The organism is Nocardia sp. CDC519 (assembly GCF_059509835.1).
In genome coordinates, this window is sequence record NZ_CM183377.1 from 3728614 (window position 1) to 3752554 (window position 23941).

25 protein-coding genes are annotated in these 23941 nt (G+C 68.3%); 9 read left to right on the plus strand and 16 right to left on the minus strand.

The genetic code is table 11. The features are described from left to right. Window positions 1-5: 5 nt before the first annotated feature. The 4 genes from AC5W7N_RS16645 to AC5W7N_RS16660 all read right to left on the minus strand — a co-directional run bounded on the left by AC5W7N_RS16645 (window position 6) and on the right by AC5W7N_RS16660 (window position 4386). Window positions 6-875: a lytic transglycosylase domain-containing protein gene (locus AC5W7N_RS16645; RefSeq protein WP_495924138.1), complete on the minus strand. Its 870-nt coding sequence runs from the start codon at window positions 873-875 to the stop codon at window positions 6-8. 165 nt (window positions 876-1040) lie between these two features. After that, window positions 1041-2378 (minus strand): lytic transglycosylase domain-containing protein, encoded by a 1338-nt coding sequence (locus AC5W7N_RS16650; RefSeq protein WP_495921862.1) that lies wholly within the window; start codon window positions 2376-2378, stop codon window positions 1041-1043. 117 nt (window positions 2379-2495) lie between these two features. Further along, a complete protein-coding gene (locus tag AC5W7N_RS16655; RefSeq protein ID WP_175585755.1) occupies window positions 2496-3107 on the minus strand; it encodes a DUF1003 domain-containing protein in 612 nt (203 codons plus the stop codon). After that, the gene (locus AC5W7N_RS16660; RefSeq protein ID WP_194992390.1) at window positions 3100-4386 is read right to left on the minus strand and encodes a magnesium transporter MgtE N-terminal domain-containing protein; all 1287 of its coding nucleotides are present in this window, start codon (window positions 4384-4386) and stop codon (window positions 3100-3102) included. Before AC5W7N_RS16660 ends, AC5W7N_RS16655 begins: the two co-directional genes overlap by 8 nt. Window positions 4387-4440: 54 nt before the next feature. Between AC5W7N_RS16660 and AC5W7N_RS16665 the strand changes: the two genes are divergently transcribed. From AC5W7N_RS16665 to AC5W7N_RS16685, 5 genes are all read left to right on the plus strand, one after another. Then, on the plus strand, window positions 4441-5388 hold the full coding sequence (locus AC5W7N_RS16665; protein ID WP_195006773.1) for an HpcH/HpaI aldolase/citrate lyase family protein: 948 nt from the start codon (window positions 4441-4443) through the stop codon (window positions 5386-5388). 51 nt (window positions 5389-5439) lie between these two features. Then, the gene (locus tag AC5W7N_RS16670) at window positions 5440-5931 is read left to right on the plus strand and encodes a YflT domain-containing protein (protein ID WP_014352664.1); all 492 of its coding nucleotides are present in this window, start codon (window positions 5440-5442) and stop codon (window positions 5929-5931) included. A gap of 4 nt (window positions 5932-5935) precedes the next feature. Continuing rightward, window positions 5936-6520, plus strand: a complete 585-nt coding sequence (locus AC5W7N_RS16675; RefSeq protein WP_194991295.1) for a suppressor of fused domain protein — start codon at window positions 5936-5938, stop codon at window positions 6518-6520. Window positions 6521-6846: 326 nt separating this feature from the next. Then, complete coding sequence (locus AC5W7N_RS16680) at window positions 6847-7206, plus strand: hypothetical protein (protein ID WP_495921863.1); 360 nt, start codon at window positions 6847-6849, stop codon at window positions 7204-7206. Beyond that, window positions 7203-7427 carry a hypothetical protein gene (locus AC5W7N_RS16685; RefSeq protein WP_280213648.1) on the plus strand — a complete coding sequence of 75 codons (225 nt, stop codon included), beginning with the start codon at window positions 7203-7205 and terminating at the stop codon, window positions 7425-7427. The genes AC5W7N_RS16680 and AC5W7N_RS16685 overlap by 4 nt, the downstream gene beginning before the upstream one ends. A 146-nt stretch (window positions 7428-7573) precedes the next feature. Here the strand turns inward: AC5W7N_RS16685 and AC5W7N_RS16690 are convergent, their stop codons facing one another. From AC5W7N_RS16690 to AC5W7N_RS16715, 6 genes are all read right to left on the minus strand, one after another. Then, window positions 7574-7912: a type II toxin-antitoxin system death-on-curing family toxin gene (locus AC5W7N_RS16690; RefSeq protein WP_495921864.1), complete on the minus strand. Its 339-nt coding sequence runs from the start codon at window positions 7910-7912 to the stop codon at window positions 7574-7576. A gap of 17 nt (window positions 7913-7929) precedes the next feature. Further along, the gene (locus AC5W7N_RS16695; RefSeq protein ID WP_495921865.1) at window positions 7930-8139 is read right to left on the minus strand and encodes a toxin-antitoxin system HicB family antitoxin; all 210 of its coding nucleotides are present in this window, start codon (window positions 8137-8139) and stop codon (window positions 7930-7932) included. A gap of 106 nt (window positions 8140-8245) precedes the next feature. Continuing rightward, window positions 8246-9460: an NAD(P)-dependent malic enzyme gene (locus AC5W7N_RS16700; protein ID WP_375139354.1), complete on the minus strand. Its 1215-nt coding sequence runs from the start codon at window positions 9458-9460 to the stop codon at window positions 8246-8248. 488 nt (window positions 9461-9948) lie between these two features. Beyond that, window positions 9949-11553, minus strand: coding sequence for an FAD-binding protein (locus AC5W7N_RS16705; protein ID WP_495921866.1), 1605 nt, complete (start codon window positions 11551-11553; stop codon window positions 9949-9951). A 51-nt stretch (window positions 11554-11604) separates the two neighbouring features. Further along, window positions 11605-11871 carry a hypothetical protein gene (locus AC5W7N_RS16710; protein WP_163809264.1) on the minus strand — a complete coding sequence of 89 codons (267 nt, stop codon included), beginning with the start codon at window positions 11869-11871 and terminating at the stop codon, window positions 11605-11607. Beyond that, entirely contained in the window at window positions 11868-12722 is an 855-nt protein-coding gene (locus tag AC5W7N_RS16715; RefSeq protein ID WP_163809266.1) for a PHP domain-containing protein, read from the minus strand. The genes AC5W7N_RS16710 and AC5W7N_RS16715 overlap by 4 nt, the downstream gene beginning before the upstream one ends. A gap of 91 nt (window positions 12723-12813) precedes the next feature. Between AC5W7N_RS16715 and AC5W7N_RS16720 the strand changes: the two genes are divergently transcribed. Beyond that, window positions 12814-13890, plus strand: a complete 1077-nt coding sequence (locus AC5W7N_RS16720; protein ID WP_194991296.1) for a magnesium and cobalt transport protein CorA — start codon at window positions 12814-12816, stop codon at window positions 13888-13890. A gap of 12 nt (window positions 13891-13902) precedes the next feature. On the opposite strand, the gene AC5W7N_RS16725 is transcribed toward AC5W7N_RS16720, so the two are convergent. Genes AC5W7N_RS16725 through AC5W7N_RS16740 form a run of 4 tightly spaced genes read right to left on the minus strand, consistent with a single transcriptional unit; the run spans window position 13903 to window position 17311 of the window. Then, window positions 13903-14592, minus strand: coding sequence for an ABC transporter permease (locus AC5W7N_RS16725; RefSeq protein WP_194991297.1), 690 nt, complete (start codon window positions 14590-14592; stop codon window positions 13903-13905). After that, on the minus strand, window positions 14589-15257 hold the full coding sequence (locus AC5W7N_RS16730; protein WP_194991298.1) for an ABC transporter permease: 669 nt from the start codon (window positions 15255-15257) through the stop codon (window positions 14589-14591). The genes AC5W7N_RS16725 and AC5W7N_RS16730 overlap by 4 nt, the downstream gene beginning before the upstream one ends. A 13-nt stretch (window positions 15258-15270) precedes the next feature. Beyond that, the gene (locus AC5W7N_RS16735) at window positions 15271-16422 is read right to left on the minus strand and encodes an ABC transporter ATP-binding protein (protein ID WP_194991299.1); all 1152 of its coding nucleotides are present in this window, start codon (window positions 16420-16422) and stop codon (window positions 15271-15273) included. Between the two features lie 4 nt (window positions 16423-16426). Then, window positions 16427-17311, minus strand: coding sequence for an ABC transporter substrate-binding protein (locus AC5W7N_RS16740; protein ID WP_194991301.1), 885 nt, complete (start codon window positions 17309-17311; stop codon window positions 16427-16429). Window positions 17312-17555: 244 nt separating this feature from the next. Between AC5W7N_RS16740 and AC5W7N_RS16745 the strand changes: the two genes are divergently transcribed. From AC5W7N_RS16745 to AC5W7N_RS16755, 3 genes are all read left to right on the plus strand, one after another. Next, window positions 17556-18437: a glycine betaine ABC transporter substrate-binding protein gene (locus tag AC5W7N_RS16745; protein ID WP_495921867.1), complete on the plus strand. Its 882-nt coding sequence runs from the start codon at window positions 17556-17558 to the stop codon at window positions 18435-18437. Window positions 18438-18826: 389 nt separating this feature from the next. Beyond that, window positions 18827-19495 (plus strand): helix-turn-helix transcriptional regulator, encoded by a 669-nt coding sequence (locus tag AC5W7N_RS16750; protein WP_195006771.1) that lies wholly within the window; start codon window positions 18827-18829, stop codon window positions 19493-19495. A gap of 63 nt (window positions 19496-19558) precedes the next feature. Beyond that, entirely contained in the window at window positions 19559-21034 is a 1476-nt protein-coding gene (locus AC5W7N_RS16755; RefSeq protein ID WP_194992616.1) for a DHA2 family efflux MFS transporter permease subunit, read from the plus strand. Window positions 21035-21107: 73 nt separating this feature from the next. Here the strand turns inward: AC5W7N_RS16755 and AC5W7N_RS16760 are convergent, their stop codons facing one another. Both AC5W7N_RS16760 and AC5W7N_RS16765 read right to left on the minus strand, forming a co-directional pair. Next, window positions 21108-22901: an AMP-dependent synthetase/ligase gene (locus tag AC5W7N_RS16760; RefSeq protein WP_194992617.1), complete on the minus strand. Its 1794-nt coding sequence runs from the start codon at window positions 22899-22901 to the stop codon at window positions 21108-21110. Between the two features lie 124 nt (window positions 22902-23025). Further along, a complete protein-coding gene (locus AC5W7N_RS16765) occupies window positions 23026-23940 on the minus strand; it encodes an alpha/beta hydrolase (RefSeq protein WP_163809282.1) in 915 nt (304 codons plus the stop codon). Window position 23941: the final 1 nt, after the last annotated feature.

Here is a 23941-nt window from a genome sequence, read left to right on the forward strand (position 1 = left end):
GCGTCTCAGATACGGGGCAGCTGTGCGGGCTGTGGTGCGATGCCGGTGCCGTACGAATTGGCCCACGCCATGACGTTGGCGACGTAGGCCATGGAGTTGTTGTAGCGCAGGATCGCCTTGGACTGCTGGGCGAGATCGCGCATGTCCAGGCCGCCGTCGCAGAGGTATTTGCCTGCCGTCAGGGTGGCGTCGTAGTAGTTCTGCGGGTCGGCGATGCCGTCGCCGTTGCCGTCGGCGGCGTAGTGCGACCAGGTTTCGGGCAGGAACTGCATCGGGCCGACGGCGCGGTCGTAGCCGGCCAGGCCGTCGAGGGCGCCGCCGTCGGAATCGTGGATGACGTTGTTGCCGGCGAGGCTGCCGTCGAGTACCGGGCCGTAGACCGGGTCGAGGGCGTTGCCGTCGGCGTCGGCCTTGCCGTTGTAGATGTGGGTCGATTCGACCCGGCCGATGCCGGCGAGCACCGTCCACGGCATGTGGCAGGTGGGGTTCTCGACGGCGAGGGCCTGTTCGGCGGCCACGTAGGCGGCGTGTGCGATGCCCGGGATGCCCATCTGCGCGGCAGGCAGGTCGGCGGGCACCCGATCTTCGGGCAGCGCAACGGTTTTCACCATCGGCGGGACCGCGCGCGACTGCTTGGCCATCGCGTGGGTGAGGCTTTCCAGGTCGACGACGGTCTGCGCGTCGGCGGCGAAGCTCGCGGTGGCATCGATGCCCTCGTCGCCGGGCAGGTGGGCCTGGATCGAGGCCGCGGTGGGGTCGGTGCCGACCGCCGATGCGGTGTTGACGGCGACCAATCCGGCGGGAACGAGCCCGGTCAATGCGAGTACGGAGCTCCGCCGAACGGTAGGCGGCGGTTGTTTGCGGTGACGCCCCACGGTGCTGTGACCCTCCATCGACTCAATGAGCCGAGCTCGCCGACGAGGCGCCGACTCCGTTACGAGCCGTTGTCTCAGCCGTGAGCCCTTCGTGACCTACGAAGGAAGGCTACCGCATCCGAGATCTTTTTGTTACTGCTTCGTGATCTGTGTTCCCGTTTGAAATCACTGCGGGGGAGCGGGAAGTGGGACAACGATGCCGAACGGCAGCGTCACCGCCGGCTGCGGCGCCGGCGTGGCGGCGGGTGCGGGCGGGGGACCCGCCTCCGGGGTCGTGGACGGTTCCGCGGGCGGCTGTGCGTTCGGATCGGCCGGCGCGGGCTGAGCCGGATCACCGGGCGCCTGCTGGCCGGGCGCGGGCTGACCGGGCCCGCCCGGATCGGCGGGCGGTGCGGCCGGCGCCGGTTCGGCGGGCGCTCCGGGCTTCGGCATCGGCGCGGGAACCACCTGGCCGGGGGCCGGCGGCGGAGGCGGCGGACAGAAGATGCCGCACGGGATGGGCGGCAGACCGGGAATGATGATCATCGGCTCGCCCTGCGGTGTGGTGGGCGGCACGGTCTGGGTTCCCGGTGGCGGAGCTTCGGGTGTGGTGGTCGCGGTCGTGGTGTCCACCGCGGTCATGTCCGGGCCCATTTCGATCGGCGCGCTGCCCGGCGGGATCAGTTCGGGGGAGATGGTGACCGGGGCGGGGGTGCCGCCGGTGCGATAGGCCGCCGACCAGCTCAGCACGTTGGCCGCGTAGGACATCGAATTGTTGTAGCGCAGTACCGCGCGCAGTTCCTGGGCCGGATCGCGCAGGTTCAGCCCGCCGGAGCAGAGATATTTGCCCGCGGCCAGGGTGGCGTCGAAGACGTTGTGCGGATCGGATACGCCGTCGCCGTTGCCGTCGGCGGCATACAGGTTCCAGGTGCCGGGCAGGAACTGCATCGGGCCGATGGCGCGCACGTAGCCGCCGTCGGCGGCCTTGATGATCTCGTTGCCCGGCAGGGTGCCGTCGAGCGCCGGGCCGAAGATGGGGGTCACCGAGGTGCCCGCGGCATCGGTGCGGCCGTTGCCCGCGTGGCCGGATTCGATCCGGCCGATGCCCGCGAGCAGATTCCAGGACAGCCCGCAGCCGGGCATCGAGGACTCGAGGGCCAGTTCGGCATTGCGGTAGGCGGCGAGCACCACCTCGGGAATGCCGAGGGTGCCGCCACCGGTGGGTAGCGAAATGCTCTGCAGCGGCACCGTGCCACCGAACGGCGGCGGCGCGCCGTCGGCGGGTGGGGTCATCGCGCGCAGTTTGCGCGGCGGCTCGGGGGCCACGGGAAGCAGGCCGATCGTCTGGGACAGCTTCGAGGACGTGTCGTCGTCGGCGGTGTCGGTGCTGCGCGAGGACGCCGCGAGCAGGGCTTCCGGTGCTTTCGGCGGGGTGGTGGAGGTGGTGGTGTGGGTGGCGGATCCGGTAGCGACCAAGCCGGCGACGACGAGTGCCGAGACGGTTATCGGGGCAGATATTCGCATTCGGCCGCACCAATCCTCTACGTCGCGGGAGGCGACCGTCCCGGACATCCGGGCCGGGTCGCTCTGGACAACGTGATCCAGGTTACCCATCGGTCAGAAGACTGTTGTGATTTCCGGTCAATCATCGGCGGCGGGTGGTGAAACCGGGGCTGTGCCCTGCTTTCGACCGGAGCTTTTCTTGCGTGTGACCTTTCCGGTCTTGTCTGAGCGAGGCTCGTGCTCCGGCAGTGTCGCCTCGGCGAGTCGGTCGAGCACCTCACGCATCTCGTCGAGTTCGCGGCGCAAGTAGTCACGGGTGGCCACCTCGCCGACGGCCAGGCGCAGCGCGGCCAGTTCGCGGGCCAGGAATTCGGTATCGGCCTTGGTCTGCGCGGCCCGCATCCGGTCTTCTTCGAGCGAGACGCGGTCGCGGTTGTCCTGCCGGTTCTGCGCCAGCAGGATCAGCGGCGCGGCATAGGCGGCCTGGGTGGAGAAGGCCAGATTGAGCAGGATGAACGGGTACGGGTCCCAGCGCAGCGTCACCACGAAAACGTTCAGCAGGATCCAGACGACCACGATCACCGTCTGGATTGCGAGATAGCGGCCGGTGCCGAGAAACCGCGCGATGCGCTCACTGGTGCGCGCCAGCGCCTCGGCGTCCCAATCGAACCGGAAACGCGACTCGACCGGCGTTTCCAGCCGCTGCCGTGCCGGGTTCACGGCCCGTCCGAGGGGAGTCTTGTCAGTCACGGCCGGTCACCCCTTCGTGTAGCTCCTCGTCCTCGCGCCAGTCCTCGGGCAGCAGATGATCGAGCACGTCGTCGACGCTGACGGCGCCGAGCAGGTGGTTCTCCTCGTCCACCACCGGCCCGCAGACCAGGTTGTAGGTGGCGAAGTAGCGGGTGACGGCGGCCAGCGGCGCCTCCGGCCGCAAGGTGGCCAGATCCGTGTCGAGCAGCCCGCCGACCAGATGCGCAGGCGGCTCGCGCAGCAGCTGTTGCAGATGGACGCAGCCCATATAGCGTCCGGTCGGGGTGGAGGTCGGCGGCCGCACCACGAACACCATCGAGGCCAGGGCCGGGGTCAGATCCGGGTTGCGCACCCGGGCCAGCGCCTCGGCCACCGTTGTGGCCGGGGTCAGCACCACCGGGCGCGGCGTCATCAGACCACCCGCGGTATCCGGGGAGTGGGCGAGCAGCCTGCGCACCGGCTCCGATTCCTCCGGGTCCATCAGCGCCAGCAGCGATTCGGCCTCGTTCTCGGGCAGCTCGCCCAGCAGGTCGGCGGCATCGTCGGGGTCCATCGCCTCGAGCACGTCGGCGGCCCGGCGCACCTCGAGATGGCCGAGCAGATCGACCTGATCGTCATCGGGCAGCTCCTGGACGACGTCGGCGAGGCGTTCGTCGTCGAGCGCGATCGCCACCTCGAGGCGGCGTTTCTCCGGCAGTTCCCGCAGCAGATGCGCCACGTCGGCGGCGCGAAGGCCCTCGAACTGTTCGAGCAGACTGGTGACCTCCTGGCCGGGCCTGCCGATCTCGTACGGTGTCAGCCCGCTGACGTGCTGCCAGTCCACCACGTGCACCGTGCGCCTGCGTCCGAGCCTCCGGTGCCCGCGCACCGCGACCCGCGACACCCGCCAATCCCGTGTCCTGGTCTGCTCCAGGCCGAGATCGACCACGAACACATCCACCCCCGCCAGGTCGGACAGGTCCGGGTCGTGCACGCGCACCGCCGAATCCACGATCTGTGCCAGAGCCAGCAGTTCGCCGGGCCGCTGGGCGAAGCGGCGCAGGCTGACGGTGCCGGTATTGAGGGTGACGTTGCCGGGCTCGATCGAGGTCACCCGCAGCATCGGCACGAAGATCCGCCGCCTGGTCGGCAATTCGACGACCAAGCCGTGTACCCGCGGCTGTTGACGGTCGTAGCGGACTGCCACGACCACGTCGCGGATGCGGCCGATAGACTCGCCGTCCGGTCCCAGCACCGCCAGGCCGGCCAGCCTGGCGACGTAGACCCTGGTAGCTGCCATGACTGCCAGACTAATGACACTGCGGGCCGATTTCGGCCGACGACAGGAGTGTTGATGAAGCCACGCCGTTCCGTTCTGGCTGTGCCGGGCAGCAACCCGAAGATGATCGAGAAGGCCAAGGGCCTGCCGGTCGACGAGGTGTTCCTCGATCTGGAAGACGCCGTCGCCCCGCCCGCCAAGGCCGCCGCCCGCGCCAACATCATTGCCGCGCTCAATGATTCCGGGTGGGGTTCGCAGCTGCGGGTGGTGCGGGTCAACGACTGGACCACGCCGTGGACCTACCAGGATGTGATCAGCGTGATCGACGGTGCGGGCACCGCGATCGATGCGATCCTGCTGCCCAAGGTGACCGACGCGGGCCAGGTGCGGGCACTGGATCTGCTGCTGAGCCAACTGGAGCAGACCAACGGCCTCGAGCCGGGCCGGATCGGCATCGAACCGCAGCTGGAGAACGCGCTCGGATTGCGCAATATCGACGAGATCGCCACCGCCAGCCCGCGCGTGCAGGCCCTGGTGTTCGGTCCGGCCGATTTCATGGCCAGCATCAATATGCGCACCCTTGTGGTGGGCGAGCAGCCGGAGGGCTACGACACCGGCGACGCCTACCACCACATCCTGATGACGATCCTGCTCACCGCACGCGCGCACGGCCTGCAGGCCATCGACGGTCCCTACCTGCAGGTGCGTGACGTCGACGGATTCCGCCGCGCCGCCGCCCGCACCGCGGCGCTCGGCTTCGACGGCAAATGGGTGCTGCATCCGAGCCAGGTGGAGGCCTGCAACGAGATCTTCAGCCCGCGCCAGGCCGATTACGACCGCGCCGAATTGATCCTGGAGGCCTACGCCTTCCACACCTCCACCGAGGGCGGGGCACGCGGTGCGGTGATGCTCGGCGACGAGATGATCGACGAGGCCAGCGCCAAGATGGCGCAGGTGATCGCCGACAAGGGCCGGGCCGCGGGCATGTCGCGCACCACCCGTTTCACCCCACCGGAAAAGTGACGCGCGGTATATAGCACGGCACGGCGCTCGATGGAATAGCAGAATGGACCTATGACGAATCCCTTGGGGAACGCGAATCGCGGCAGGCAAGGTCTGCCGACGCCGCCGTCGGGCTGGCCGGTGGGGTCGTATCCGACCTACGCCGAGGCGCAGCGCGCCGTCGACTACCTGGCCGACAACCAGTTCCCGGTGCAGGACGTGACGATCGTCGGCGTCGATCTCATGCAGGTCGAGCGGGTGCTCTACCGGTTGAACTGGGGCAAGGTGATCGGCGGGGGTGTGGTCTCGGGTGCGTGGCTCGGCCTGTTCCTCGGTTTGCTCTTGAGCCTGTTCACCACCGGCGGGGCGCTGGGCCCGCTGCTGGTGGGCCTGGTCGGCGGCATCATCTTCGGCGTCATCTCCACCTCCATCCCGTATGCGGCGACCAAGGGCCAGCGCGATTTCGCGTCCACCATGCAGTTGGTCGCGGGCCGTTACGACGTGCTGTGCGATCCCAAGACGGCCGAGCAGGCCAGGGACATGCTCGCGCGACTGGCGATCTGACCGCATGGATGTTGTGAACACGGTGCGCGCCGGCGTGCTGAAACATTTCGGCGTCGACGCATCCGCGGTGGACGCGGCCTCGGTGACCTTCCTCGGGCTCGAACCGATCGAGATCCTGCGCATCGCTCCCGGCGACGATTTCGTGCACTACGCCACGCTGGGTGGTTCCCGTCATCCGATGGGTGATCCGTCCGAGCTGCTGGCCGACCCGGTGAAAGGCCCGCGCGCCGAACTGATTCTCACCCTGCACGCCGGGCTCGGCGCGGCATCCGGCCTCGCTCGCACCCTCGGCGTGTTCGCCGCCGCACCGGCCGTGGAAGGCGTTGTGCTGCAAGAGGATGCGCTGCTGGACCTGGGTGAGCCGATGTGGACCAATTCGCCGTTCACCGCGGTCCTGCTCGGCCCCAGCGACATTCCGGACGTGGCGCTGCCCGAACCCGCCGAGCCGGTCCACTACCTCGACGTCGTCCCCGTCACCGCCACCGAGGCGGCCTGGGTCCGAGTACGCGGCGCCCAGGCACTACGAGACGCGTGGGCCGAAGCCGGAATCGACGTCCGCGACCCCAACCGCGGAGCGGCGTCGCTGTAGCGCAGCAGTGTGAGCTGGACCGGCGATGAGCGTGCCGTGACAGGAGGGCTCGGCACTCGGCGCGGTGCCGAGCCCGTGCGCACGGTGACGACGACAAAGTCGTGTGACTCAGAGCTGAATGTCTGTGCCTGTCAACGCATTCAGCATGCGGCGACTTGACGCGCTCGGTGGTTTCATGATCAAATTCGGCTGGCTCGAGTCTACGAGGGGGGATTGTGTGTCGACCTGCCTTGCATGGTTCTGAACCTTGAAATGGATTCAGTATTCGTCATCACTGATTCCGAATCGCAGTCGTCGGGCCTTTAAATTCAGGAGGGGATCTGAGGGTGATTCGAAAAGCATTTGCTGGTGCAATTATTGCTGGGTCGGTGGTTGTACCACTGGTCATGGGTGTTCCTGCCTATGCGGGAGCATTGGCGGGGTCGGCAATGAGCTCCGCGGGAATTTCGATCGGTGCAGGGGCTTTGGGAACGGATTCGCCCGTAGTTCGGTTCGAGGAGGCTTCGGCAGGGTTCCGTACCGGGAAGCCGCAGTGTCCAACCTTGTCGAAGGAAGAGCAGGACGCGGTCGATAACAAGAATGCCGGTCGTCCGTATGACAGAGACGCCTACAACCGTGCGCAGCAGAAGATTAAGCAGTCAGAAAAGTACTGCGGGTCCCGGAACAAGCAAAAGCGTAGAAAGTGATCGTTGCGATGGTGGCCAGGTATCAGGCATTTCATTTCTCGCAGGCCAACCCGAAAGGCGAGGGGCAAGGTGATGTCGCCGCATTGTTGCGGGCCGTCGCCGACACCGTTGAGGAGCTGGGCGATGTGTCGGTTTCCGATCTGGTGCTCCACTCCGAGATGACAGCCGAGGGTGAGTGGCCGTCGATCACCGTCTACTACCAGGACCGGGGAACGGCCTAGGCACCGCCTGTCGAATCCGCAGAACGCGCGAATGGCCCATGGATCTCCTGGGCCATTCGCTTATCTCGCAGACCAAGACGAGACGCGCGGAGCAGGGGAATGCGGCCGTGTTGCTGAGTGACTGGCCGTTGATCGCCGTCCACCGATCACTCCTCCGTGACCTTCAACGAGGCGACCAATTCCGCGACCGTCAGGTCGACGCTCACCAGTTCGTCGATGAGGTCGAATGCCTCAGCTGCCGGCAAGCTGGGACGTTTACCCTGGCAGCGCAGCATCATTCGGCATGCGATCCAGCCAGTCGCCTTGTTGCCGCGGACAAATGGACGTGTTCGCACGACCGAATGCAGCACGGCGGCTGCTTTCTCCTCGATTGTGGGATAGACGTCGCGGCCGGTGAGCACCGCTTCCGACCGAGTAGCCGCGGCAGCCAGCAGTCCCGCGTCGCGAATCTCGGCCGAACCGCCCAACACCACCGAATTGATCATGATGAGGACATTTGGCGTCACTCGTCCCCCAGCATGGCGAGCAGTTCCGTGTCCTCGGACATGATTTCCTGAACCAGAACTCGGCTACGAGCCCGTTGTGCCTGCGCCTCGACCCACGCTTGCGCCGCTTGGACGAGAGCCGAATTGATTGAGATGTGGTCTGCCTCCGCGGCGGCGCTGAGCTTCTGGTGAATCTCGTCGGGTAGCCGCACGCTGATCGTCGTCATACCAAAATGATACCAACACGATCACCGTGGCGGCGTCCTTCGGGAAATGGCGAGGGCGCCGATCCGGCTGGATCGGCGCCCTCGTACTGCGGTGTTGCCGGCCCCTTTACGCCACGCCCTCCGCGCGGGCGGCAGCCGCCACGGCCTCGGCGACGGCCGGGGCGACGCGCGGGTCCAGGGGGCTCGGCACGATCTTGTCGACGGCCAGCTCGTCGGAGACGACGGCGAGGATGGCGTCGGCGGCGGCGATCTTCATGCCCTCGGTGATCCGGCGCGCGCCCGCGTCGAGGGCGCCCTTGAAGACGCCGGGGAAGGCGAGCACGTTGTTGATCTGATTCGGGAAGTCGCTGCGTCCGGTGGCCACGATGGCGGCGTACTTGGCGGCGACCTCGGGGTGGATCTCCGGGTCCGGGTTGGACATGGCGAACACGATGGACTCAGGGGCCATCGAGGCGATGAGGTCCTCGCCGATCTTGCCCGCGGACAGGCCGAGGAAGACGTCGGCGCCGGCGAGGGCGTCGGCGGCGGTGCCGGTCAGGCCGCGCGGGTTGGTGCGCTGGGCCAGATCGGCCTTGACGTCATTGAGATCGGTGCGGTCCCGGCTGACGATGCCCTTGGAGTCGAGCACGGTGACGTCGGCGACGCCCGCGGCGAGCAGGATGTTGGTGCAGGCCACGCCCGCGGCGCCGGCGCCGGACACTACGACCTTCAGGCCCGAGGTGCTGCGACCCTGGACCTTGGCCGCGCCGTTGAGGGCGGCAAGCACCACAATGGCGGTGCCGTGCTGGTCGTCGTGCATGACGGGGCAGTCCAGCGCCTCGATGACGCGCTTTTCGATCTCGAAGCAGCGCGGGGCGGAGATGTCTTCCAGGTTGACCGCGCCGAAGCTCGGGCGCAGCCGGATCAGGGTCTCGACGATCTCGTCGACGTCCTTGGTGTCCAGCACGATCGGAATGGAGTCGAGCCCGGCGAACTTCTTGAACAGCGCGGCCTTGCCCTCCATCACCGGCAGCGACGCACGCGGGCCGATGTCACCGAGTCCGAGCACCGCGGTGCCGTCGCTGACGACCACGACCAGCCGGTCGGTCCAGGTGTAGCGCTTGGCGAGCGATTCGTCCTCTGCGATGGCGCGGCTGACCTGCGCGACACCGGGGGTGTAAGCGATCGACAGGTCGCGCTGGGTTTCCAGCGGCGCACTCAGCTCTACCGAGAGCTTGCCGCCGAGGTGGCCCGCGAAGATCTCCTCGTGGGTGATCGCCGCGAGGTCGGCGGCGGCATTCTTGCTGGCAGTGGCGTTCGGTGCGTCAGTCACAGATGACACGATTTCACTCCTGCTGGGATCGGTCACAACCGGGGGACGGTTACCGTCGGGTTTTTTGGTACTAGGTGCTTCGTATCGCTCATCGGGTGCGCTGACCGGTACGTTTCGACTTCTCGACAGCCCTGTCGACGTGGCGCGGCACTGATCCGTGGAGCGGAAGCCGGACGGGTGGGTCCGGACAGATCATGCGGTTCGATCCTCCGGACACGACGGTGCGTCGTGAGGCGGTGATCACCGTGGTTCCCGTACCCGGCGGTGGCGTGGGTCGGGGATCCGCAACATTCTGCCAGCCTGCCCGACCACTTGCCAAACCGGTGGGTCCGGTCGTGATCGTGCGCCATCATCCGAGGGTAAGCCGCCGGAATTACCCCGACGTAAGCGGAAACTCGCCTCAGCCGGTACCGATGCCGTGAGCTGTCCTATGTCTCGGCCGGTCTCGCGGTGAGAAATACCGTCGGGCCGGGCTGTGAACGCCTCGGCGACCGCCGTCAGCTGGAACCGGGTGCGGCCGGATCGAAGCCGGACACCCGTCGGCGCGGGCGGATGGGCCGAACCGATCGCGTCGGCCCATCGGGGTGCAGGGGTGCGGTCGGCGGTTCGATCGGGTTGCGGGCCGTCGTGCGCACCCAGACGGTATCGAGCCCGCCGGAACGCAACCGCATCCGCCATCCGGCGTCGGTCTCGGGGAAGTCGGTGCGCCGGTGGATGCCGCGGCTCTCGGTCCTGGCCAGCGCACTGTATTTGGTCCAGCGCGCGACCGCGAGCATGGCCGCGGCTTCCCTGGCGCGCAGCCGCTCGGCGCCGGTGCCGCCGAGGTCGAAGAGCGCGCCCGGCCACATGGCGTCGAGTTCGGCGATGCTGTCGCGCAGGCTGCCCGCGCTGCGCCGGTAGCTGCGCCGCAACGGCAGGGTGTGTTCCTGTACCAGGCCGATCACCGCGCGGGGATCGATCCGGGCGACGGGACTCAGGCCGGCTCCCGGTCCGGCGGGTGCGAGCGCGGGCCGGTCCGGCACCGGCCGCCCGCGGGCGAATCGAGCGGCACCGGCGCCGGACCAGGTGCCCGAGGCGAGTGCCCAGCTGCCGCCGAATCCGCTCACCGCACCGGTGACGGCCTCGCGGGTGGTGACATCGCCTGCCGCGAACAGCCCGGGGATGCTGGTGGCGCAGTCCGGGCCGGTGAGATGCAGGCCCCCGGTACCGCGCACGGTGCCTTCGAGAACCGCGCGCAGGGCGATGCCCTTCTCTGGGTCGACGGTGCCGTGCCGGCGCAGGCGACGGCGTTGACCGGGCGAGAGTGCCGCCGGGATCCCGTAGATCCTGCGTCCCTCGGCGAGCGCGGCGAAGGCGGCGCCGCGATGGCCTTCGATGACGGTCCCGGTTTCGTCGTGCAATTCGGCGAAGGTCAACCCGCGATCGGCGGCGCTCACCGACGTGGCCGGTGCGAGACCGTACGCGCTCGAGAATTCCATTCCCGATAGCTCGGCCCCGGCCTCGACGGCGAACAGCAGTCCGTCACCGGTGTCGACGTCGGTGCCCGCGCGTCCGGACCCGAACGCGCATCCGCCGGTGGCGACCACCACCGCCGACGCGCGGACCGTCCAGGGCCGGAACTTGTTGTGCCGCTGCATCCCCGCCGCACCGGAGACGATTCCCTCGCTGTCCACCAGGAGCTGGGTGGCCGGGTGATGATCGAGTACGCGCACTCCGGCTTCGAGCGCGACCCGGCGCAGGCGGCGCAGGTACGCGGCGCCATCGAGCCAGATCCGTCCCGCGAGTTGCCCGCCGGAGAATCGATGTCCCCGGTCGGCCAGTTGGGTGATGCGCTCGTGCGTTTCGGCGAGCACCCGGTGAATGGTCTCCGGATCGCCGAGCCAGCCGCCGTGGCCGAGCGCCCGCCGCACGGTTTCGGCGCGGGCCGGGCCCGGCGCGATGTTCCACAGCGAGGTGGTGCCGATGGCGCTCGGACCGGTGGCGCCACAGCGCGCCTTGTCGGTGAGGATCACGCGCGCACCGGTGGCGGCGGCGGAGAGGGCCGCCCAGATTCCGGCGGGACCACCGCCGAGAATCAGAACGTCGGTTTCCCACTCACTCACGAGATCAAATATTCGGCCACATTTCACCCGCCCGCAACCGATTCCGCACTATCAGCTCCACCACTGTGTCCACAGCAACACACCGGCCGTGGCGAAAACGACCAGCGATCCGGAAAACGCCGCCAAACCCTTATGTCGATCCGAATACACCTGCGCCGCAACGACGATCGCCGCCGACACCACATGCCAGGTCACCGATTCACCGCCCGGCCCCGGAAAGCCGCGTCGCGCACCGATGATCGCCGCGGCCACCACCACGGCGGCGAGCGCGAAGATGCCCGCGGCGATCAGGCCGCTGATTCCGCGCGCGAGTCTCACGAGCCGATCACCGGCACCCCGGTCGCCTTCCCGACCAGAACCTCGAGCTGAGCGGGATCGGTGGTGAACTCACCGAGCCGGATGGTCTTGTTGCTGCCGTGGTAATCCGACGAACCGGTGGTGAGCAGTCCCAGTTCGGCGGACAGTTCGGTCAGCAGGGCGCGGTCGGCCTCGCTGTGATCGGGATGATCGACCTCGAGGCCACCGAGGCCGAGTTCGGCCAGTTCGCGGATGTCGTCGATCGCCAGCAGCCTGCCCCGCTTGCGTGCCCGGGTGTGCGCGAGCACGCTGACCCCGCCGGCGGCGGCGATCATCTCCACCGCCCGGCGCAGCGGTGTGTCGGCCTTTTCGGCGTAGTAGCGCCCGTGCGGTGCCAGCAGATCGGCGAAGGCGGCATCGACGGTGGGCACGACGCCGGCGGCGACCAGCGCCCTGGCCAGATGCGGCCGTCCCGCCGAGGGGCCGGCCGAGGCCAGCACCTCGTCGGGGTCGACGGGCAGCCCGTCGGCGGCCATCCGCTCGGCCATCGCGCGCAGCCGCTCGACCCGCTCGGCCCGCAGCCGCTCACGCTCATCGGCGAAACCCCGGTCGGACGGGTCGAACAGGTAGGCGAGCAGGTGGACCGGCACGGGCCAGCCGTCCTCACCGAGACCGACGCACGACATCTCCATGCCACGGATCAGGGTCAGGCCGTCGGGCCGTGCGGCCACGGCCTCGGCCCAGCCCGCGGTCGTATCGTGATCGGTGATCGCGACGACGTCGAGGCCGGCCGCCGCCGCGTTCCGCACCAGCTCGGCCGGGGTGTCGGTGCCGTCGGACGCGGTCGAATGGGTATGCAGGTCGATGCGCACGCCCTCCAGTGTGTCAGTGCGCGATCGGCGGGCTGTGCCCATGTCCGGCCGGTGCGCCGTGCCCGGCCCGCCGCGGACGTAGCATCGACCGGTGCCATCGATTCCGCCGCTGCCGTACTTCCGGGGTCCGGCGAAGACGCCGACTCCGCTGCCACGCATCCCGGTGCCGACGGCACGGGCGATCGTGGACTGCGCCGTGTACGTCGACGGTGTGCGGCTGCCCGGGCATTACACCCATGACGCGGCGTTGCGGGAGGTGCGCGACAGAGGCGAGGGTTTCGTCTGGCTCGGTGTGCACGATCCCGACGAGGCGCAGATGACCGATGTCGCGCAGACCTTCGGATTGCACGCCCTCGCCGTCGAGGACGCGGTGCACGCCCACCAGCGACCCAAACTCGAACGCTACGACGACACGTTGGTGCTGGTGCTGCGTCCGGTCGCCTATCACGAACACGATATGAATTCGGTCAGCGAGATCGTCGAGACCGGTGAGCTGATGATCTTCACCGGACCCGATTTCGTTGTCGCGGTGCGCCACGGCGAGCATTCCGGGCTGGCCGCGCTGCGTCGGGGCCTGGAGGCCGATCCCGAGCGGCTGCGGTTGGGGCCCGGCGCGGTTCTGCACGCCATCGCCGATTACGTCGTCGACAACTATCTCGAGGTGGTGCAATCCATCGAGGACGATATCGACGAGATGGAGGAAGAGGTCTTCACTCCGCGCAGCCGGGTCGGCGTGGAATCCATCTACCAGCTCAAACGTGAGGTGGTGGAACTGCGGCGGGCGGTCAACCCGCTCGGTATTCCGTTGCAGATCCTCAGCCAGAACACCGATCTACCACTGCCGAAGGAGATCCGGCGGTATTTCCGCGATGTCGCCGACCATCACACCACCGTCGCCGACCGCATCGTCGATTTCGACGAATCGCTCGGTTCGCTGATCAATGCGGCGCTGGCCAAGATCGCGGTGCAGCAGAACACCGATATGCGCAAGATTTCCGCGTGGGTCGCGATCGCGGCGGTGCCGACCATGATCGCCGGTATCTACGGCATGAATTTCGAGCACATGCCGGAATTGAAGACGGTCTGGGGTTATCCGGCGGTGTGGGTGCTGATCCTGTCCGTGTGCGGCAGCTTGTATGTGGTGTTCCACCGCAACCACTGGTTGTGAGAACCGCCCGCTTCACGGCGTGCGGAGTTCGTCGCCGCGCCGTAAGCGGTGGGTGCCGGGCATGGTGGCCCAGGTCGCGAAGGCCAGCAGCCCGTCGAGGACCATGGCCAGCAGCGCGACCAGCACCGCGCCCACCAGCACGCGGTCGTAGCGGTAGAGGCCGATGCCGTCGAAGATGTAGCGTCCGAGCCCGCCGAGATTGACGTAGGCGGCGATGGTGGCGGTCGCGACCACCTGCAGCGTTGCCCCGCGCAGACCGGTCAGCAGGATCGGGAGAGCATTCGGGACTTCCACGCGCAGCAGGATCTGTCGTTCGGTCATCCCCATGGCGCGGGAGGCGTCCACCACGTCGTCGGCGACGTTGGCGACCCCGGCATAAGCGCCGGCCAGCAGCGGCGGGATCCCGACGGTGATCAGCGCGAGCAACGGCGGGATCAGGCCGAGGCCGAGCAGCAGCACCATGAAGGTGAGCAGGCCGAGCGTCGGCAGCGCGCGCATGGCATTGGCGAACCCGACCACCACTGCCGAACCCCGCCGGGTGTGCCCGATGACCAGCCCCACCGGCACCGCGATCACCGCCGACAACGCCACCGCGAGGAAGCTGTACCAGAGATGTTCGGCCAGACGACGTTCGATGCCGGTGGGCCCGCCCCAGTTCGCGCCATCGGTGAAGTAGGCCCAGGCGTCCAGGAAAAGGTTCATGCCGCAGCGCCTTTCCGGTGTGCGCGCCGGGAGTCCGCGCGCAGCCATGGGGTGGCCAAGCGGCCGAGCGCGTACACCAGGCGGTCGAAGATCAGCGCGAGCGCCAGCGTCACGATGATGCCCGCGACGATCTCGTCCGGATAGTCACGCTGGTAGCCCTGGGTGAACAGCTTGCCGAGACCACCGGCCCCGATCAGCGCCCCCACCGACACCATCGCGATATTGGTGACCACCACGACCCGCAGGCTGGACAGGAACACCGGGACGGCCAGCGGCATCTCGACGGTCAGCGTGCGCCGCAGCGGGCTGAACCCGACCGCCTCGGCCGCATCGACGACATCGGCCGGCACCGAATCCAGCGCCGCGGGCACCGCGATCACCAGCAGGGACGTCGAATACAGGGCCAGTGCGATGACGACATTGAGCGGATCGATCGTCGAAACCCCCACCAGCGGCGGGATGATCACGAACAGCGCCAGCGATGGCACCGTGTACGCCAGCCCCGCCACGGTCACCGTCACGCGACGCAACCATCGCACCCGCCGCACCAGCGCGCCGACCGGGATCGCGATGACCAGCCCGATCAGCAGTGGCAGCAGCGCGAGATACAGGTGGGTCCTGGTGAAACCCATGATCTCACCGAAGTTGTCGACGAGGTAGTTCATCGGCGGGCTCGCCTCACGGCACCGGCTCCTCGTCGAGGAACGCGCGACTGCGGGCGGCGTCTTCGGCGGCGCGCTGCTCGGCAAGTCGGGCCAGCACCTCGGTGGCGAGGATGCCGCCGCGCACGGCCCCCGAATCGTCCACGGCCACGCCGATTCCCGAGGGTGAGGAGATCGCCGCATCCAGGGCCTGCCGCAGATCGCCGGACGGCGTGAACAGCGAACCGCCCGCCGACACGCTGTCGGCCGGTGACTTTCCGGCGCGTACGGATTCCACGCCGGTGATGTCGATCCAGCCGCCGGGACGTCCGTCGGCATCGGTGAGCAGCACCCATTCGCCCGCCGCCAGCCGCAGTCCGGTGATCTCGGCTTCGGTCACTGTCCGGATCTCGTGCAGCGCTACGGTATCCGCGGGGCGGAAGGACAGCCCGCGATAGCCGCGATCCCGGCCGACGAAGTCCGCGACGAAATCGGTGGCAGGCTGCGCCAGCACCCGTTGCGGAGGATCGTACTGCTGGAGCACACCGCCGCGACCGAACACCGCGACCCGATCGCCGAGGGTGATGGCCTCGTCGATGTCGTGGGTGACGAACACGATGGTCTTGTGCAGTTGCGCTTGCAGCCGTTGCATTTCGACCTGCAGGTCGGCGCGCACCACCGGGTCCACGGCACTGAACGGCTCATCCATCAGCAGAATCGGCGGGTCCGCGGCCAAGGCCCGCGCGACACCGACACGCTGCTGCTGCCCACCCGACAGCTGTGCCGGATACCGGGACGCCAGCCCGCGATCGAGCCCGACGCGATCGAGCACCTCCAGCGCCGCGGCGCGAGCAGCCCTGCGGGAGTCGCCGCGCAGCATCGGGACGGTGGCGACATTGTCGATGACGGTGCGGTGCGGCAGCAGCCCGCCGCTCTGGATGACGTACCCGATCCCGAGCCGCAATTTCACCGGATCGACCGTCGCGATATCGCGCCCGTCGATGGTGATGCTGCCCGCGCTGGGGGTGATCATCCGATTGATCATCCGCATGGAGGTGGTCTTGCCACATCCGGACGGCCCGACGAACACGGTGAACGTGCCCGACGGAATGTGCAGGTCGAGATCGCTGACGGCGTGCGTGCCGTTCGGATAGGTCTTGCTGACGGCGCGGAACTCGATATCGGACACCGGGCTATCCGATCGGCCGGTTCAGGCCCTGCGCCGCGACCCACTCCTTCGCCGCGGCGGCGGGCTCGGTCTTGGTATCGCCGGAGACCGATTCGTTGAGCGCGATCAACTGAGCGGTGGTGAGCTTGGCCGATACCGCGTTCAACACGGCGATCAGCGCGTCGGTGCGCTTTGCCGCATTCAGCAGCGGAATCACATTCTGCGCCGGGAAATTCGACTTCGGATCTTCCAGCACCACCAGGTCGTTGGCCGCGATGGCGGGCGAGGTGGTGAAGATATTGGCCGCGGTGACCTGGCCGTCCACCAGGGCGCGCACGGTGGCCGGGCCGCCGCCGTCGGCGATCGGGACGAAGTTGCCGGGGCTGATGTCGAGCCCATAGTTCTCTTTCAGGCCGGGCAGCCCGACCGGACGCTCCTGGAATTCGGCGGGCGCACCGAATGTCACCTCGGCCGAATGCGGAGCCAGATCGGCGATGCTGCGCAGATTCCAGCGGTCGGCGGTCGCCCTGGTGACCACCACGGCGTCGGAGTTCTCGCCGGGCGCCGGTGCGCCGAGGGCCAGATCGGTGCCGATGGCGGCGGTCAGTTCGCGGTCGATATCGGCGGGCTGGGTGGCTGTGCTGTCGGGTTCCAGGTATTGCAGCAGGTTTCCGGTGTATTCCGGGATGAGCGAGATGGCGCACTGGCGCAGCGCCGGGATATAGGCCTCGCGGCTGCCGATATTCAGTTTCGTATCCACGCTGAATCCGTTGACCCGCAACGCTTCCGCATACACATTCGCCAGGGTCTCGGACTCGGGGAAGTTCGCCGAGCCCACGATGAGCGTGTCGCCCTCGCAGCTACCCTGGCCGGCCAGCGGATCGGAAGTGCCGCACGACGACACGATCATTGCGACGGCCAGTGCTGCGGCCGCGAACAGGAAACGGGCGGCGGTGAACGTCAGCCGCACGGCGGTGCGCCCCACCCGGGCGCCGTCGGGGGCGGGAGTCGGTGTCACGTGGGTCCTTCCGCAGGCCGGCAGTGCGCGATCCCGGTGCCCGGTGGCCACCGGTACATTCTCCACTGACCATAGTGCCCGCCCGACCCGGTCGGCGCGGGTTAGTCCTCGGCTTCGGAAAGTTGGTGTCGCGCCGATGGTGCTTGCCGCGCCGCTGCGGGTGCTGGCCCGGATCGTGGTCCTCGCGCTGGCCACAGTGGCGGTGTCCTGCGGCGATGATTCCGCGCCCGAACCACTGGTGGTCGGCTCGGGCGACAGCGCGGAGTCGGTGCTGCTGGCCGAGATCTACGCCCAGGCGCTGGCCCGCACCGGCGCGTCCGTCGTGGTCGAATCGGGGCTCGGCACCCGCGCGGGCCGGATGGCGGCCCTCGACGCCGGCACGGTGACGCTGGTCGGCGAGCACAACGGGGCGCTGCTGGGCGAACTGGCCGGCAACGTGACGGCGTGGAGCACCAAGGAGGTGACCCGCGAGCTGAACCGTTCGCTGCCGCAAGGACTGGTCGTCACCGACGCCGCCGACGGGGCCGATCTGCGGGCACGTGTGCTCGTGAACTCGGCCGCACCGGCCGAGTCCGTCGCGGATCTGCTACCGGATTGCCCGTCGTCGTCCGCCGGCGTCGCGCCGGTGCCAGGCCTGCTGACCGCGCCGCCGCCGGCGCTACGGATCGACGGCTGCGACTTCGCGTCGACGCAGACCTTCGCCGATCCCGCCGAGCTACGAAAAGCGCTGGCGGAAGGGCGCATCCAGGTCGGTCTGCTGGCCGGTCCCGTGGAACTCGCACCACCCGCGGCCGAGGGCCTGCGGGTGCTGTCCGACGACGACAACGCGCTGCGCTCGGAGAACCCGGTCGCGCTGGTGCGCAAGGGCGCATTGGACGATCGCGAGTGGGAGAAGCTGAACTACGTCGCCGGTGAGCTCACCACCGATCGATTGACCGGCATGGTGGCGGCGATACGCGACGAGCAGGCGAACCCCGCCGAGCTGGCCCGTACCTGGCTCGACGACCACGGTCTCTGACGGAACACCCACACGCGCTCTGCCCGGAGCCGCGCACACCCCCGATTGCCACGTGATGGCGGCGGCGACTCGACCCCGCGTGCCCCCAACGGTTCCGTGACGCTATCCGCCGCCAGATGCACCGCACGATATCGCCGAGGACGGGTGAAACCCCCGTTGAGCAGTGTGTTCCGGCGGGGTGGCGGGCAACCCTGCCGGGTAGCGGGACCCAGCAGCGCACATCGTCGTGTGGCCTCGCTAACGGTTCGCCCCTCTTGCCGGCCGTGACTTCCGCGCCGTATATTCCAGCTGGAATATTTGGTGCGGAGTATGTCGTAGGTCGTCGATAGGTTGTCGTGACGCTCGTCGGCAACGTGAGTGGTGGATACAGATCCGGAAAAGAGGACGTTATGGGGCAGCGCACCGGCGCGACGGTGACCCCGCTGGCCATCGCTGTGCTGGCCCTGCTCGAAGAGCGGCCGATGCATCCGTACGAGATGTACCAACTGCTGGCGATGCGGCGCGAGGACAAGCTCGTCAAGGTGCGGCCCGGCTCGCTGTACCACGTGGTCACCCGGCTGGCCGAGCTGGACATGGTGCGGGCCGAGGGGATCGACCGTGCGGGCAACCGGCCCGAACGCACCACCTACCGGATCACCGCCGCCGGGCGCGAGACCCTGCGCACCCGGATCGCGGAGCTGCTGCGCACACCGCTGCCGGAGTATCCGCTGTTTCCGGTCGCCCTCGGTGAGGCGCACAACCTGCCCAAACCCGAGGTGCTGGCGCTGCTGCGGGAACGCCTCGACCACCTGGCCGGGGAATCGGCCGAGCTGGAGACGATGATCGCCAAGGCCGAACGCAAGCAGGTGCCGCGGCGGTACTGGATCGTGCTGCCGTATCTGCGCGCCACCGTGCGCGCCGAGATCGAATGGGTCGAGCAGCTGGTGGCCGAACTCGACAGCGGCGCACTGCTCTGGGAGGAATTCGATCCCGCCACCGGGCGACGTGCCGAGCCCTGTGACGCCCCGCCCTGGCAGCCCGAGCCCGCGGCCGACGAGGCCGAGCCCGCGGCCTCGTGAGCCTTCCCAGCGAACCGACAACGACGTCGCTCGTCATTCACATCCGAGTTAGGAACGAAACCGATGTCCACTCAACGTAATCCGTGGTTAGCGCTCTCAGCGCTGGTCGTCGGGTTCTTCATGATCCTGCTGGATGTCACGATCGTCGCGGTCGCCAACCCGGCCATCCTCGACAGTCTGCACGCCGACATCTCCCAGGTCATCTGGGTGACCAGCGCCTACCTGCTCACCTACGCGGTGCCGCTGTTGATCACCGGCCGCCTCGGCGATCGGTTCGGCCCCAAGAACATCTATCTGATCGGCCTGTCGGTGTTCACCCTCGCCTCGCTGTGGTGCGGGCTGTCGGGGACCATCGAGATGCTGATCGCCGCCCGCGCGGTGCAGGGTCTGGGCGCGGCGCTGATGACGCCGCAGACCATGGCCGTCATCACCCGCACCTTCCCGCCGGACAAGCGCGGCGCGGCCATGGGCCTGTGGGGCGGCGTCGCCGGCCTGGCCACCCTGGTCGGCCCGATTCTCGGCGGTGTGCTCGTCGACAATCTGGGCTGGGAGTGGATCTTCTTCGTCAACGTCCCGGTCGGCATCGTCGCGTTCGTGCTGGCCTGGAAGCTGGTGCCGGCGCTGGAGACGCACGCGCACAAGTTCGACATCCCCGGGGTGCTGCTCAGCGGTATCGGCATGGCGCTGCTGGTGTTCGGCATCCAGGAAGGCAACACCTACGACTGGTCGCTGCGGATCTGGCTGCTGATCGGCGCGGGCGTGGTGGTGCTCGCACTGTTCATCGTCAACCAGTCGCGCAATACCGGTGAACCGCTGGTGCCGTTGAGCCTGTTCCGCGACCGCAACTTCGGGCTGTCCAACCTGGCGATCGCGGCCATGGGCGCGGCCACGACCGCGGTGATGGTGCCGTCCTACTTCTATCTGCAAGCCGTGCGGGAGATGTCGCCCACCGAATCCGCGCTGGTGTTCGCGCCGATGGCGATCATCACCGGCGTGATGGCGCCGTTCGTCGGCAAGTTCGCGGGGCGGCTGCATCCGCGGGTCGTGCCGACCATCGGCTTCACGTTGTTCGCGATCTCGGTGGCCTGGTTCGCGCAGTTGATGACACCGGATTCGGACATCATCTGGTTCCTGGTCGCCGCCGGGCTCGCCGGTTTCGCGAACGCGTTCATCTGGGCGCCGCTGGCCACCACCGCGACGCACAACCTGCCCGTTCAGAAGGCCGGTGCGGGCGCGGGCATCTACAACACCACCCGCCAGGTGGGCGCGGTGCTCGGCAGCGCCGCGATCAGCGCCCTGATCGCCGCGCGCATGTCGGCCAACGGGCTGGGTGAGGCACCTGCGGGCGAAGGCACCGCCGGCCCGATCCCGGAACCGGTCAAGGAGGCGTTCAGCTCGGCCCTGGCGGATTCGACGTATCTGCCCGCCGCGATCCTTCTGATCGGCGTGCTGGCCTCGGTGCTGTTCCTGCGCCCGGGGGTGAGCGCCCCGCCGAAGCCGCCCACCGAGCGGGCCAAGGCCGAATCCCTCACTCCCTGAATCGGTTCACCAGCGCGAACGACAAAGGCGCCGGCAGCGGAAGCTGCCGGCGCCTTTATCTGTCAGGAAGAGATCAGCTGTAGATCTTCTCGACCTCGGAGGCGTACTGCTTCATCACCACAGCGCGCTTGAGCGACATCTTCGGGGTGAGCTCGCCGGTCTCCTGGGTCCAGTCGACGGTCAGGATGCGGGTCTTCTTGATCTGCTCGGCCTTGGAGACCTTCTTGTTGGTCTCGGCGACCGCCGCGTCGATCTCGGCGACCAGCGCCGGGTTCTGCACCAGCGTCTCCATCGGAGTGTCGGCGGATACGCCGTTGCGCTCCTTCCAGCCCGGCAGCGCCTCGGGATCGAGGGTGATCAGCGCGCCGACGAACGGCTGGCCGTCACCGACCACCATCACCTGGCTGATCAGCGGATGCGCCCGCAGCGAATCCTCGAGCAGCGCGGGGGAGACGTTCTTGCCGCCCGCGGTGACGATGATTTCCTTTTTGCGGCCGGTGATGGTGACGAAGCCGTCGGCGTCGATGGCGCCGAGATCGCCGGTCTTGAACCAGCCGTCCTCGAAGGCATCCTCGGTGGCTTCGGCATTGCCCCAGTAGCCGTCGAACACGACCGAACCCTTGAGCAGCAGCTCGCCGTCCTCGGCGATCTTGGCCGCATGACCCTCGATCGGGCGGCCGACCGAGCCGACCCGGATGTGCTCGGGGGTGTTCACCGTGATGGCGGCGGTGGTCTCGGTCAGGCCGTAGCCCTCGTAGATGGTGACGCCGACGCCGCGGAAGAAGTGGCCAAGGCGCGCGCCCAGCGGGCCGCCGCCGGAGACCGCGGCCTCACACTGACCGCCGAGGGCGGCGCGCAGCTTGCTGTAGACCAGCTTGTCGAAGACGAAGTGCTTGACCTTGATGACCAGGTCGGGGCCACCCTTGTCGAGGCCCTCGCTGTAGGCGATGGCGGTCTCGGCGGCCAGATCGAAGATCTTGCCCTTCCCGCCGTCGTGCGCCTTCTGCTTGGCGCTGTTGAACACCTTCTCGAACACGCGCGGCACCGAGAGGATGAAGTGCGGCTTGAAGGCGGCGAACTGGTCGACCAGGGTGGTCCAGTCCGAGGTGTGCGCGACGATCACCTTGGCGTCGAAGGCGGCCAGCGCCACGGCGCGGGCGAAGACGTGCGCCAGCGGCAGGAAGAGCAGGGTCTTCTTGCCCGCGACGATGAACTTGCCGAGCGCGATGCGGTCGGACTTCGATTCCGCCCACAGGTTCGCGTGGGTGAGCATGACGCCCTTGGGGCGGCCGGTGGTGCCCGAGGTGTAGATCAGGGTGGCCGGCGAGGACGCGCCGACCTGCGCGCGACGCTCGTGCACGACCTGATCGTCCAGCTCGGCGCCGCGGCTGATCAGCTCGTCGATGGCGCCCTTGTCGATCTGGGAGATCTCCTTCAGCTCCGGCAGCGAACCGGACTCGATCTCGTCGATGGTGGCGCGGTGCTTGTCGTTCTCGACGACCAGCAGCTTGGTGGCCGAATCCTGCAGGATCCACTTGGCCTGCTCGGCGGCCGAGCTGTCGTAGATCGCCACGGTGCAGCCACCGGCCGCCCAGATGGCGAAGTCGAGCACGGCCCACTCGTAGCGGGTGGCCGACATGATGGCGACGCGGTCACCGAGCCCGATGCCGGAGGCGATGATGCCCTTGGCCACCCCGGTCACCGTCTTCGCGAATTCCGTCGCGGTCACATCCCGCAGGCCGCCGCTGCCGTTCGGCACCTGGAACAGCACGGCGTTCGGCGACTGTTCGGCATGGCGGAACACGTTGTCGGAATTATTGGCGTCTTCCGGGATGGTGTAGGAAGCCGGGGCTTCGAACTCTCGCATCATGGCCCTTCCACGTGGGTTAACTCATCAGTAATCTACGGCACCTGCACCGCGGCCGTGACGTCGACCACCGCAAATAGGTCCGTACCCGCTCATTGACGAGCGGATACGGACCTGAGCGGGATCATCCTAGATCGCGGATATGCGCCGGGCGTATGGCTTCGGCCAAGAACTCCGCCATCTCGCGCAGCACCGCCGAGGCGGGACCGACCAACGCGGCCTGCAACTGCGCCACATGCCAGAGGCCGCGGCTCTCGGTGAAGGTGACGGCGACCCCGGCTTCCCGCAGCGCCGCCGCCAACCGCACGCACTGGGTATGCAGCAGCTCGCTGACGTCGACCTGGACGTAGGTCGGCGGCAGCCCGCGCAGCTCACCGAGCAGCGGTGCGTAACCCGGATCGTTGTTGTCGCCGCCGCCCAGGTAGGCCGCGGCGCATGCGCGCGACCACGGCTTGCTGATCACCAGATCGCGGTGCCGGTCCGGGATTTCGTTCGGATCGGTCCACGGTGCGATCAGGCCGAGCGCGGCCGGGGTGTAGCCGTGCCGGGCGATCAGCCGCTGCGCGGTGGCCATGGCAAGGCCGCCGCCGGCCGAATCGCCGGAAATGGCGATCTGGTCGGGGGAGTAGCCGTGCGCATCGACGAGTTCCAGGAACGCGGCCTCGGCGTCGTCGAGTCCGGCGGGGAACGGATGCTCCGGCGCGAGCCGGTAGTCCAGCGAATAGACCGCGCAATCGGTTTCGTGTGCCAGCCGGGCCGTCAACGACCGGTGGGTGGCCAGCGAGCCGACCGCGTAGCCGCCGCCGTGCAGGTAGAGCACGGCGCCGTCGCCGGGGGTGGCCGCGGTGAATCGGTCCGCGGGCCGGCCGGCCAGCCGAATCCGTTCGATCCGGGTCCCCGGCGGCGCCGGCTGCAAGCGCGAGCCGGCGTCCAGCAGGAGGCGCTGCATCTTCCACGGCAGCCGATCGTTGAGCGTGGCCCGGTACACCGGGCTCAGGATCGTGCGCGCCAGTGGCAGGGGAATGGCGATATCACGCATC